This window comes from Mesorhizobium sp. M7A.F.Ca.MR.148.00.0.0, from assembly GCF_003997735.1.
Lineage (GTDB): Bacteria > Pseudomonadota > Alphaproteobacteria > Rhizobiales > Rhizobiaceae > Mesorhizobium.
Genome location: NZ_RZTB01000003.1, coordinates 1 through 12353 on the forward strand (window position 1 = coordinate 1; position 12353 = coordinate 12353).

Below are 12353 nucleotides of genomic sequence, written 5' to 3' on the forward strand. Positions count from 1 at the left end.
AGGCGTATATAGTCGCCACCAACGACAACTGTCAACACACATCGACAATGTTTTTGAAGTTTTTGCGACAGAAATTTCGGACCCGATCTGCCGATAGCCGACTGCCCCAGGGGAACGCTGGCAATACCGATTGGACGGCAGGGAAGGAGCCCTATTGCCGCCGCATTGCCGTTCGACACCAAAGCCAACGAAAGTGGGCGCCGCCGACGGAGCAGCGCCTGTCTTACGAGCCCTCTATATAGGAGTGTGCGATGGGCCTTGCAGAGAAGGTACACCGCCCCGCCTGGCAGAGCGCTCTATAAGAGAAGTGCTTGGGGGCAATTCGTTCGGAGCCTGGCGCTTCGTTGACTTCACCTGCCATGACAGGCAAATGTCACGGCCACAACAAAAGCGACAAGCCGTTCCGCCCGGGGAAGAAGCAGCCTTTCTGGATGCCAGACACGGAAGATGTCATAGCCGAACTCGGCAACGAGCCGCCGCTTATCGCGGATGGCCGCAGCGGCCCGCCCGACCGGCGCGAGGTTTCTGCACGCTGGCTGTCGGGAACATTTCTCACTGGCGTCACCTCGAGCGTGCTGATGGGCGTGGCGCTGTTCGCCGCCCTTGACGGCCGCCAGCAACTGGCCACCCCACCCGAGATCGCCGAGTTGATCAGCCTTGCCGGCAACGGGGATTCCGGCGAAGTCGCCAAGACCACCAGGCTGGTGGCGCCGCGTCAGATCGCAAAGGCCAAGGACCGCCGCCGCATGGAAGTGTCGATGGTCACCAAGGTCGGCGACCGCGACGTCATCCACACCATGCCTTTCGTCCAGATCAAGATGGCCCTTGCCGCCGGCCACACCACCAGCCGCGCCTACCCACCCTTCGACCCGATGCAGGTGTTCGGCGACGACAGCGACGACAATGCCCAGCCGGCGACGGCCTCTGCCGCTTCCGGCCAGATCTACGGCGCCAAGGTCGAAAGCGAGATGAGCCTGAAGACCGTCGATTTTCCGATCGAAACAGCTTCCTTCGACGAAAAGAGCGACCTCTCTGCCGACGAGGTGGAAAAAGTGGTGCGCGAAGCCGGCACCGACCTCAGCGACGGCGCCGTGCAGGTCGCTTCACTGCACTATGTCGACCCGCAGCGATTCGGCGAAGCTTTTGCCGAGAGCATGGCGGGCTCCTACGACGTCAAGATCGTGCCGGAAAATGTCTCGGTGGCGCCCCGTGCCACTGTTGACGACCAGGCGCCGGCTTTCGCCGAGGAAATCATCCCCTTCACCAAGGATCTCGACGTCACCGAGGCTTTTGCCAATTCGGGCTACACGGGTGAAGATGCCACCGGAATGGCCGAAGCTATCGCCAAGTTGCTCAACGCAACAGCGCTCAAAGCTGGAACCGTGCTGCGTGTCGGCCTCGAGGTTCACGGCGATGCCGCCAAGGTCGTGCGCACCAGCGTCTATGACCGGACCCAGCACATCGTCACCATCGCGCTCAACGATCGCGGCCAGTATGTGCCGGCGCAGGAACCCGATCCGAACCCCGAATTGCTGACGGCCTTCGATGATTCGTCGGCGCCCGTGGTGGTGCGCGGCAACCTGCCCAACGTCTATGACGGCATCTACCGCGCCGCCTATTCCTACGGCATGTCCAAGGCGATGACGCAGCGGTTGATCAAGTTGCTGGCGTCCGACGTAGACTTCCAATCCCGCCTCAGCCCCGCCGACCGCATCGAAGTCCTGTTCTCGCAGCCCGACGGTGACGACCAGACCTCGGACAGCTCCGAGCTTCTTTACGTCTCGGCGACGTTCGGCGGCCAGACCCGCAACTTCTACCGCTTCCAGATGCAGGACGGCGGCACCGATTATTTTGATGAGGACGGCTCGAGCGCCGAGCAGTTCCTGTTGCGCAATCCCCTGCCCGCCGGGAAATTCCGCTCCGGTTTCGGCGCCCGCAGGCATCCGATCCTCGGCTATGTCCGCATGCACACCGGCGTCGATTGGTCCGCGCCGATCGGCACGCCGATCATCGCCGCCGGCAACGGCACGGTCGAGAAGGTCGGCTGGGCCGGCGGCTACGGCAAGCAGATCATCATCCGCCATGCCAATGGCTATGAGACATCATACAATCACCAGAGCGCCTTTGCCAAAGGCATCGAACCGGGCGTGCACGTCCGCCAGGGCCAGACCATCGGCTTCCTCGGCCAGACCGGCCTCGCCACCGGCCCGCATCTTCACTACGAGCTGATCGTCAACGGCACCAAGGTTGATCCGATGCGTGTCCGCCTGCCGGTCGGCAAGGTGCTGAAGGGCGATGACCTCGTCGCCTTCAAGCGCGAGCGCGAGCGCATCGACGAACTGCTGAAGCAGGAAGACAGCGATTCGCTGAAGGTTGCGAGCGCCAAGATCGACGGTTGACCCGCTTCAGCCTTGCCGATCTTCGGCCTGTCGCGGCCATGGCAATCGCTCACCGGGAATGGTCGTCCAGGCGATGACAGCCGCAGTCAGGCAAAGCAGCGCGGTCACCGAAGAAACCGCGGCAAAAGCGGCATCGCTGGCGGCGAGCCTCGCCGCATCGATGGCCGGCGCAAGCCCGGCTGGCGCCGGTTCACCAAATCCTGGGATGGCGGACGTTGCGCTCGCGTCCAGCGCATTCGCGTAAACCCATGCGGCAAGCGAGCCCATCGCCGCCACCGCGATCAGACCGCCGATGCGTGAGACGGCATTGTTGATGCCGGAGGCGGCCCCCGTGTCCTTGTCTTCCACCGCCGTCATGATCGCGGTCGACAAAGGCGACACGACCAGAGCCATGCCGAGCCCCATCAGCCCCATTAGCGGGAATATTCCGATCCAGAAATTGTGGATACCGGCGTAGGTGAGCAAGGCCAGCCCGGCAAACGCGAAAGCCACGACCAAGCTGCCGCAGGCGATCGGAAAACGGGGTCCGATCCGGTCCGACAGCTTGCCGACCGGTCCCGACAAAAGCGCGATCAATGCCGACAAGGGCAGGAAGATGAAGCCGACCTCGGCCGTGCTCAGATCCCAGCCGGCGATCAGCAGCATCGGCAGATAGAAAAGGTTGGCCGATAGCGCAAAATAGAGGAAGAATGTCGCCACATTGGCGCCGGCGAAAGCACCGAAGCGAAACAGGTTGAGGTCGATCATCGGCTCGCGCTGCCGAAGCTCGAAAACGATGAAGACAGCCAGCAGTACGACGCCTGCGGCAATGCTCGGCCCTGCCATGAGGCCCTCGCCGCTGGCGCTCATCGAGGTCAGCCCATAGGCAAGCGCGCCGAAGGCCAATGTCGCGAGCGCTGCACCACCGAGATCCAGGCTGCGTTTCTCCGTCGGCGTATCGGCAGGAACCTTGGCCAGCAGAAGCCAGATCGAGATCAAGCCCAGCGGCAGGTTGATGGCGAAGATCGCCCGCCAGATCCCGTCGCCGAAGGCCGACAGCACGAAACCGCCGAACACCGGGCCAAGTGCCGTGGTCAGCGCTGAAGCCGCCGCCCAGATCCCAATCGCGCGACCGCGTTCTTTCTTCGGGTAGGCCTTGGCGATGATGGCGAGGCTGCCGGGCACCATGATTGCCGCACCGATGCCCTGCAACGCGCGAAATGCGATCAGCACAATGGCATTCGGCGCCAGCGCACAGGCCAGCGAAGCGACGATGAACAGCGCAATGCCGGACACGAAGGCGCGGCGCAGACCGAATCGGTCGCCGGCGGCACCCCCGGCCAGGATCAGCGCCGACAGCGTCAATGCATAGGCATTGGAAATCCACTGCGCCTCGGCAAGGCTGGCGCCGAGGTTGACGCGAATCGCCGGTGTGGCGATGGCCAGGATCGAGCCGTCTATGAAGCCAAGCGCCGAGGCCAGAATTGCCGCGATCAGCACAAATCGCCGCTGCGACTGCGGACAAAACGTTCCATGCGTGACCGGGCTGGTCAGCGGGACCGCGGCAGCTTTGCTCGGTGAATGCATGAAACCTTGCTTAAACCCCTAGCGCATCGGCAACAACCGGCCAGTGGCTTGCAGTCATTGAAACCAGCCGTTTGGCCAGGGTTGCACCCTGTCAGGGTGCAAATGGCACAGTCATGCCAGCCCGGTTACGTGCAGCCGGCGGGGATCTCGATGAGGCGACCACTTGAGAGCTCGGCTTCATCCTGATCATGCAGCTGGTCTATGGCGCCGCACGTCACAGTTCACTGCTGCGCAAGGTTATCGGCTGAAGGTCCGCCGACAAACTCCACCGTGACACCCGGCGAAACCAGCTTGGCCAACTCCCGCGCATCCCAGTTGGTCAGGCGTACGCAGCCATGGCTTTCGGTCTTGCCGATCTTCGACGGATCCGGCGTGCCGTGGATGCCATAGGTCGGCTTGTCCAGGGCGATCCAGACCGAGCCGACGGGACCGTTCGGCCCAGGCGGAATGGTCAGGACCTTGTCGTTCTGGCCCTGCTTGAAATTGATGCTGGGATTGTAGGTGTAGTTCGGATCGAGCGCGACGCGCGACACCGTGTGAATGCCGGACGGTGACGGCGTGTCCGATGAGCCGATGGTTGCGGGATAGGCCGCGACCAGTCCGCCGCCGGCATCATAGGCGAAAACCTCTTTCTTGTCCTTGTCGGCGACGATGCGGGCCACCGGCGTCGAAACCAGTTTGCCGAAATTGGCGACCTTGATGGTCGTGCCGGGACGATTGAAATCGACGTCCGGGTTGAGCGCTTTGAGATAATTCTCATCCATGTGGAAGCGCTCTGCGAGCGCCTCGGTCACCGACGTATAACCCATGCGATCGAGTTGCGCCTTCTGGCTGTAGTCTTCCGGGATCGACGCGACATAGGGACCGGCCGCATCCTCCGCTGTGATCGTGTAGTTGGCGAAGGCATCGCCGCCGGATTGCGCAAGTGCCGCCTGGATGGCGACCGCGTCGGTCGATCGCAGATTGGCGCCGGTGATCTGGTTGTAGGCGGCGAGCGCCTTGTCGACATTCGAACCGAAACGCCCGTCGATGACGCCAGGCGAAGCGCCACCCCGGTCGAGCAGCACCTGAAGGGCGGCGACATCCTGGCGCGCTCCCAGCGAAAGTGCCGGGGCAACAGTGGTCTTGCCCTCAGCCTTTGGCGGCAGTGCTGCCTGATCGGCTGACGTCGCCGGCTGGGCAGGGTCTATCGAGGCCTCGTTCAGCGGCTGGCGCTTGATAGTACCCGGCTTTGCCGGCTGCGGCGCGTCGGGATAATTGTCATCGTAGCTGCCATCGTCCTGCGGTGCCGGCGGATAGGCTTCGACGGCATTGTCCCCATAGGGATCGTACTCGTCCGCCGGCGGCGGGATAACGCGGCCTTCCTCTTCCAACTGCTGGCGGCGGAACCGCGCCATGTCTTCCGGATCGTCGAGATAGTAGCGGTCGTCGCCGTCGGGGGCGCGGCCCAGTTCGCGCAGTCGTGTCTCGCGGCGCAAGGCGCGGCGGTCGAGCCGGGTCTGCGGCGGCTGGATGGCGATGACCTTGCCGGTATCGGCATCGACGATCACGCGGTTGCCCCTGGCGTCGTAGTAGATGTCGAGATTGCCGTCCTGGGCGATAAGGATGCCACCGGTATCGGCGGCACGGACAATCGGTGGTGCGCTGTCCTGCGTCGGGGCTGCGATTGCATTGGCAGACAAAAGCCCGCCGGCAAGTACCGAAAGGGTGAAGATCGTACGCAGCATAGTGGCGAAACTCTCCGGTCCGTAATTGCCGCCGCCCGGCATTGTTCTCTGGCGAAGCCCCTCGTCAGCAAACCAGTTACCCACCATATGGTTCCAACATGAACCGGGCATGAAGATGGCGGTTTTCCAGCGCCTCGAGGAATATAGACTAGCTTGCGGCAAGTCCCAATTCCTTGCGCGCCTGTCTGGTCAGTTTCAGGGCTACAAGGCGATGGCTCTCGCGCAGATAGTCCTTCAGCGCAGCATCATCCATGCTCTGGCTTGTCCGACGCTGGATCCATGTCATGCCGCGCGAGGCAAGATAGGGCGCGGGCCGCAGGCCCGGCTGCTCCTTGAGCACATCATAGGCGATATCGGAACATTTGAAGGTGACGAAGAGCTGCTGGCCCTGATCCCAGCCGCCAACCGCGAAGACCTTGTTTCCGACCTTCCAGACATGGGCGCCGCCCCATTGGACAACGTGGTTCGTCGCGGGCAGCGAGGCGCAGAAGCCGTTGTAGTCGTCCAGCGTCATCCCGCCCCCTTTTTTTGCGCACGTCGCCCAAAAGTGGCCCCGGTTTTGGGAAAACGACATGCATATGACAAAGACCTAAAACGCCGCGCGTCCGGGAAGGACGCGCGGCGTAGGATCAGGCTGCCACTTCCGCCGCGACGATCGCCGGCTTCGAGCGGAAGTTCAGCCGGTCGGAACCGGCTGTCACCTTGACGGTCGAGCCGTCGAGGATGTCGCCGAGCAGGATCTTCTCCGCCAGCGGGTCCTGCAATTCCTTCTGGATCACCCGCTTCAGCGGCCGCGCGCCATAGGCCGGATCGTAGCCCTTGGCCGCTAGCCAGTCGACCGCCTCCTGGTCCAGCGACAGCGTGATCTTGCGGTCGACAAGCAGGCTCTCCAGCCGCTTGAGCTGGATCTCGACGATGCGGCCCATATCCTGCCGGCGCAGCCGGTGGAACAGGATCACCTCGTCGACGCGATTGAGGAACTCCGGCCGGAACGACGCCCTGACGACACCCATCACCTCGTCGCGAACCAGATCGACGTCCTGATCCTCGGTGAGATTGACGAGATATTCGGCGCCCAGGTTCGACGTCATGATGATCAGCGTGTTGCGGAAGTCCATTGTGCGGCCCTGCCCGTCGGTCAGGCGGCCGTCATCGAGCACCTGCAACAGCACGTTGAACACATCGGGATGCGCCTTCTCGATTTCGTCGAACAGCACGACCTGATAGGGCCGGCGCCGCACCGCTTCGGTCAACGCGCCGCCTTCCTCATAGCCGACATAGCCGGGAGGTGCGCCGATCAGCCGGGCGACCGAGTGCTTTTCCATGAACTCCGACATGTCGATGCGCACCATCGCGCCCTCGTCGTCGAACAGGAAGCTTGCCAGCGCCTTGGTCAGTTCGGTCTTGCCGACGCCCGTCGGCCCGAGGAACATGAACGAGCCGATCGGCCGGTTCGGGTCCTGCAGGCCCGCGCGAGCGCGCCGCACCGCTTTGGAAACAGCCTGCACCGCCTCGCCCTGGCCGACGACACGCTTGCCGATCTCGTCTTCCATGCGCAGCAGCTTGTCGCGCTCGCCCTGCAGCATCTTGTCGACCGGAATGCCGGTCCAGCGCGAGACGATATGGGCCACGTGATCCGGCGTGACCACCTCTTCGACCATGCCGGCCTTGCCGTCCTGGGTTTCGGCCTCCTTCAGCTTCTTTTCCAGTTCCGGGATCTTGCCATAGGCAAGCTCGCCGGCGCGCTGGAATTCACCCTTGCGCTGCGCAATGGCGAGCTCGTTGCGCGCCTCGTCAAGCTGCTTCTTCAGATCGGCGGCCAGCCCGAGCTTCTGCTTCTCGGCCTGCCATTTGGCGGTGATCTCGGTCGATTCCTCCTCGAGGCCGACGAGTTCCTTTTCCAGGCGGGCAAGCCGATCCTTCGAGGCGTCGTCCGTCTCGACCTTGAGCGCCTCGCGTTCGATCTTGAGCTGCATGATGCGGCGATCGATCTCGTCCAGCGCCTCGGGCTTGGAATCGACCTGCATGCGCAGCCGCGATGCGGCTTCGTCGACCAGATCGATCGCCTTGTCCGGCAGGAAGCGATCGGCGATGTAGCGGTTGGACAGCGTCGCCGCCGCCACCAGCGCCGAATCCGAAATGCGCACCTTGTGGTGCTGCTCGTATTTTTCCTTCAGGCCGCGCAGGATCGAGACGGTGTCTTCCACCGTCGGCTCGTCGACAAACACCGGCTGGAAGCGGCGGGCAAGCGCTGCATCCTTCTCGACATGCTTGCGATACTCATCGAGCGTGGTGGCGCCGACGCAGTGCAGCTCGCCGCGCGCCAGCGCCGGCTTCAGAAGGTTCGACGCATCCATGGCGCCATCCGCCTTGCCGGCACCGACCAGCGTGTGCATCTCATCGATGAACAGGATGATGTTGCCGCTGGCCGAAGTGACTTCGGAGAGCACGGCCTTCAGCCGCTCCTCGAACTCGCCGCGATATTTGGCGCCGGCAATCAGCGCGCCCATGTCGAGCGCCATCAATTGCTTGTCCTTCAGCGATTCCGGCACGTCGCCATTGACGATGCGCAGCGCCAGGCCTTCGGCGATCGCCGTCTTGCCGACGCCCGGTTCGCCGATCAGCACCGGATTGTTCTTGGTGCGGCGCGACAGCACCTGAATGGTGCGGCGGATCTCGTCGTCACGGCCGATCACGGGGTCCAGCTTGCCGGCACGGGCATCCGCGGTCAGGTCGCGCGCGTATTTCTTCAGCGCGTCGTAGCCCTGTTCGGCACTCGCCGAATCGGCGGTGCGGCCCTTGCGGACGTCATTGATGACCTGGTTGAGCGCCTGCGGGGTGACGCCGGCCTTGGCCAGTATGTCGGCGGTCTTGGCCGACTTCTCCATGGCCAGCGCCTGCAAGAGCCGCTCCACCGTGACAAAGCTGTCGCCGGCTTTCTTGGCCAGTTCCTCGGCGGTCGAAAACGCTTTTGCCAGCGGCTGGGCCAGATAGAGCTGGCCATTGCCGCCCTCGACCTTGGGCATCGCTTCGAGCGCCGTCTCGACGCCAAGCTTGACGTCGCGAACGTTGCCGCCGGCGCGTTCGATCAGCGACGCGGCCAGGCCCTCATCGTCGTCGACGAGCACTTTCAGGATATGCTCAGGGGTGAATTGCTGATGGTTGCGGGAAAGCGCCATAGTCTGCGCGGACTGGATAAAACCGCGCACGCGCTCTGAGTATTTCTCAAGGTTCATATCTGTCTCCTTCCATCACCGGCCCGCTTTGCGGCACCGGATCCGATTGCGGTGACGGACCCTCCCATTCGAGCCGGGTCCAGTTGAGGCTGATATGGTGCACAAGCTCCGAACCCTCAAGACGTCTCGATATCGGCAACTTCATAATATTGCACGGCCGCGCAAACGAAAAAGGCGGAGATTTCTCTCCGCCGTTCAATGCCTTGAAATGCCGTTCGATCAGTTGTCGATATCGACATTGACCGGTTGGGCGTTGCCGCTGTCGACCGGGGCCGCAGCCGCCTCGCCGGCGTTGGCCACGGAATTGGCATTGTCACTACCGCCATCAACCTGATCGGCGTTGACGCGCGGGCGGCGCGGCCGCCTCGGACGACGGGCAGCACCGCTTTCGGCGGCCGCCTCGTTGAGTTCGGCCTGGGCCGCAAGGCCTGCCGGCGAAAGATTCTCGAACGACGGAGCCGGTTCGGCCGCAGCAACGGATTCGGTCGGCGCGGCGGCTTCGGCCTCGCTCGGAGCCTCGTTGCCCTGCGGTTGACCACCTTGCTCCACAGACGAACCAAAGTCGCGCTGGCCGTTCTGGCCATAACCGCCATTGGGGCGACGATCGCGATGGCGCCCGCCATTGTTGTCGCGGCCACCATTGTTGCGCCCGCCATTATTATCACGGGCCTCACGGCCACCTTCCCGGTTGAGCGCAACCTCGGCCGGCGTCCCTTCGATGACCGGCTGCGGGCCCGCGCCATGGTTGATCACCGGGATCTGGGCATCGGAAACAGTGTTGCTGTTGTTGCCGCCATTGTCGAAATCGTCGCGGTCCTCGTCGCCGTCATCGTCGAAATCATCACGATTCTGCTGCGCGTTCTGGATCGGCATCTGCGCCTGTGCGGCCGCGATGATGCGATTGTAGTGCTCGGCGTGCTGGAGATAGTTCTCCGCCATGACCCGGTCGCCGGAGCTGTGAGAATCGCGGGCAAGGGTGGCGTACTTTTCGGCGATCTGCTGAGCCGAACCGCGGATCTTCACATCCGGGCCATTGCTCTCGTAGTTGCGCGTCAGGGGATTAGGCCCCTTGCGGTTGTTGTTGTTATTGTTGTTGTTATTGTTACCACCGCCGCCGCCATTATTATTGCGACCGCGCATGCGCCTGTTCTGCTGTTGTGGCCTCATCAAACTCTCTTCATTTTGAAATTTTCGAAAAACTCTTCACGAACGGAGGCGCTCATGCAGCCAGCCGTTTCGTCTCTTCACCGGCGTTCGCCCGCATCGATTGCGTTGGCGCCACGTGCCATCCTGTTCCGGTTACATCACTTGCCGGACGATTCCCGCACGAAGCTTGGGCATCGTTTGCGCAAGAAGGCAGCTATTTCCAAGGAAAACCGAATCGCTAAGAGCACTGCCTGCTTCGTCTCATCCGGTTAAGGCGACCCTAGCCGCATTCCCCGGCATTGCCAAGCGCTTTTTTGCACTGCGTCAAGGCTTTATCCTTTCAAAGACAATAACCCTGTCGTTTCCGCCGAGGTCACGAAAAGCACCGCCCGACACGTAGCCGGCTGCAGCGAATATCTCGCAGACCTCGTTGCGTTGCGTATGGCCGATCTCGACCGCAATCCTGCCTTCAGTTTCCAAAAACCTTGCCGCTTCCGCAGCGATGGTTCTGTAGGGGTTCAGACCGTCCGCGCCGCCATCCAGGGCCAGGCGCGGGTCGAAATTGCGGACTTCGTCCTGCAGATTTCCAATGTCTTCGGTGGTTATATAGGGAGGGTTTGCGGCGATTACATGGTACCGGCCGAAAACTTTTTCGAACCAGTCCGACTGCAGCGCCGTGAACCGGTCTGCAAGACCCAGTTTCCCGGCATTACTGGCCGCCGTCGCCAGCGCACCTGCGGACAGATCGACGCCGGTGGCGCTAGCCGTCGGTACGACGCTGAGCAGCGCCAGCGCAATGGCGCCGGTGCCGGTGCCAAGATCGAGGATGCGGCACCTGCCTTCCCGCGCCGCAACTGCCTTGACGAAGGGCAATATCGCCTCGACCAGCGTTTCGGTATCCGGCCGCGGCTCCAGCGTTTCCGGCGACAGCGACAGGCGCAAACCGTAGAATTCACGATAGCCGAGGATGCGATGCACCGGTTCGCCGCCAGCGCGGCGTCTCAAGGCGGCATCGATTTCGGCAACAACGCCGGCGCCGAGCCTGCGTTCGGGGTCCGCAATGGCTTGCGTGCGCGTAGTGCCCGAAAAATGCTCGACGATCAGCCTCGCATCGAGCGCCGGGTCGTCGACAGTGGTGCCAAGCCGGGCCCGCGCTTCCCGCAGCAGCGGGCCGAGTGCGTCGGGCAGGTCAGTCATCGATGCCGATGTCGGCGAGCAATTTCGACTGGTGATCGGCAATCAGCGCGTTGATGATCTCGTCGAGTTCGCCCATCATCACCCGGTCGAGCTTGTAGAGCGTCAAATTGATGCGATGGTCGGTGACGCGGCCTTGCGGGAAATTATAGGTTCGGATGCGCTCCGAGCGGTCACCGGAACCGACCTGCGACTTGCGCGATTCGGAACGCTCCTCGTCGGCCTTGCCGCGCTCCAGATCATAGAGCCGGGCACGCAGGATCTGCATGGCCTTGGCGCGGTTCTGATGCTGCGATTTCTCCGCCTGCACGACCATGATGCCAGTCGGCAGATGGGTGATGCGGACGGCCGAATCGGTGGTGTTGACGTGCTGGCCGCCCGAACCCGAGGCGCGCATCGTGTCGATGCGGATGTCTTCGGCCCTGATGTCGATGTCGACCTCTTCGGCTTCGGGCAGCACCGCGACGGTTGCGGCCGAGGTGTGAATGCGCCCGCTGGCCTCCGTTGCCGGCACACGCTGCACGCGGTGCACGCCGGATTCGAATTTCAGATGCGCAAAGACGCCTTTGCCCGACACGGTGGCGATGATTTCCTTGAAGCCGCCGGCGTCGCCATCGCTGGCCGAGGCGGTTTCGAAACGCCAGCCGCGTTCGGCGGCGTAGCGCTCATACATGCGAAACAGGTCGCCGGCGAACAGCGCGGCCTCGTCACCGCCGGTGCCGGCGCGGATTTCGAGAATGGCGTTCTTGTCGTCGGCGGCATCCCTGGGCAACAGCAGGATCTGGATATCCTTCTGCAACGCCTCGATGCGCTCCTCGATCTCCGGCAGCTCGGCCTCGGCGAGCGCCCGCATCTCGGCATCGGTGCCCTTGTCGGCAAGCATGGCTTCCAGATCGGCCTGTTCACGCTCGGCCAGGCGCAGTGCCCTGACCTTGGCCACCATATCCTGGATTTCGGCATATTCGGACGCCATGCGCACATAGGCATCCGGCGCCGGACCAGCCGACATCTGCGCTTCGAGCATCTCGAAACGCTTGACGACTTGATCCATACGATCGCGGGGCAAATTGACCATGATGAGGCTG

At 63.0% G+C, this 12353-nt stretch carries 8 protein-coding genes; 1 reads left to right on the forward strand and 7 read right to left on the reverse strand.

Annotated elements, in window-relative coordinates; genetic code table 11:
• Positions 1 to 431: 431 nt before the first annotated feature.
• Complete coding sequence (locus EOB49_RS01785) at positions 432 to 2399, forward strand: M23 family metallopeptidase (protein ID WP_164748944.1); 1968 nt, start codon at positions 432 to 434, stop codon at positions 2397 to 2399.
• 6 nt (positions 2400 to 2405) lie between these two features.
• Here the strand turns inward: EOB49_RS01785 and EOB49_RS01790 are convergent, their stop codons facing one another.
• The 7 genes from EOB49_RS01790 to prfA form a co-directional block, all read right to left on the reverse strand.
• Positions 2406 to 3965, reverse strand: a complete 1560-nt coding sequence (locus tag EOB49_RS01790) for an MFS transporter (RefSeq protein ID WP_127379971.1) — start codon at positions 3963 to 3965, stop codon at positions 2406 to 2408.
• A gap of 221 nt (positions 3966 to 4186) precedes the next feature.
• Entirely contained in the window at positions 4187 to 5692 is a 1506-nt protein-coding gene (locus EOB49_RS01795; protein ID WP_127380038.1) for a L,D-transpeptidase family protein, read from the reverse strand.
• Positions 5693 to 5840: 148 nt separating this feature from the next.
• Complete coding sequence (locus tag EOB49_RS01800) at positions 5841 to 6206, reverse strand: MmcQ/YjbR family DNA-binding protein (protein ID WP_127379972.1); 366 nt, start codon at positions 6204 to 6206, stop codon at positions 5841 to 5843.
• Positions 6207 to 6321: 115 nt separating this feature from the next.
• Positions 6322 to 8928, reverse strand: a complete 2607-nt coding sequence (clpB, locus tag EOB49_RS01805) for an ATP-dependent chaperone ClpB (protein ID WP_127379973.1) — start codon at positions 8926 to 8928, stop codon at positions 6322 to 6324.
• A 219-nt stretch (positions 8929 to 9147) separates the two neighbouring features.
• Positions 9148 to 10095, reverse strand: coding sequence for a DUF4167 domain-containing protein (locus EOB49_RS01810; protein WP_127379974.1), 948 nt, complete (start codon positions 10093 to 10095; stop codon positions 9148 to 9150).
• 303 nt (positions 10096 to 10398) lie between these two features.
• Complete coding sequence (gene prmC, locus EOB49_RS01815; protein WP_127379975.1) at positions 10399 to 11271, reverse strand: peptide chain release factor N(5)-glutamine methyltransferase; 873 nt, start codon at positions 11269 to 11271, stop codon at positions 10399 to 10401.
• Entirely contained in the window at positions 11264 to 12343 is a 1080-nt protein-coding gene (gene prfA / locus EOB49_RS01820; protein ID WP_127266723.1) for a peptide chain release factor 1, read from the reverse strand. Before prfA ends, prmC begins: the two co-directional genes overlap by 8 nt.
• Positions 12344 to 12353: the final 10 nt, after the last annotated feature.